The organism is Streptomyces doebereineriae (assembly GCF_031845645.1).
Classification (GTDB): Bacteria; Actinomycetota; Actinomycetes; order Streptomycetales; family Streptomycetaceae; genus Streptomyces; species Streptomyces canus.
Map to the genome: position 1 here is coordinate 1 of NZ_JAVREZ010000104.1, position 548 is coordinate 548.

At 67.3% G+C, this 548-nt stretch carries 1 pseudogene; it reads left to right on the forward strand.

Annotated features, from left to right (window positions below):
- Positions 1-548 (forward strand): annotated as a pseudogene (locus RNB18_RS50920) (hypothetical protein); the annotation flags it as partial.

Below are 548 nucleotides of genomic sequence, written 5' to 3' on the forward strand. Positions count from 1 at the left end.
TACGATGGGTGACCCGCCGGCGTGCACCGTAGGATTTCTGCCGCCGTCGGCGTGGCGGTCTCCTGAGGACACCAGCGATATCGACACCCCCGACGGGTTGTATTGCAAACTGCCGCAGGATTCGCCGATGGGCGTCCGCGGCGCGCGCAACTACCCGTGCATGGGTAAGCCGGGAAAGCGTGCTCCCACGGTCGAAATCTGTAACAGCGATCAGCCTTACGAGCCGTTGGCGATGCGCCAGCATGCCCTCGGTCCGTACCCGATCGATCCCAACCTGCTGGCCCAGGGAATCGCACCGGATTCGCGCGTCGATCATGACAAGTTCATCCACGGTCCCATCGAGGGCACGCCACTTCCGCCGGCTGCCGTGCCACCGGGCGAGGCTCCGCCACCTGGCGCACCGCCGGCCGAGGCGCCGCAAGAGGATTCGCCAGTGGCTGAGGTTCCGCCGGCCCCGGATGCGCCGACAATGGCGCCGAGTGCGTTCAGCGCAGGCAGATCCGGTGGTCCATCGGTCGCGATTGCCACTTACGACCCGCGCACGGGGC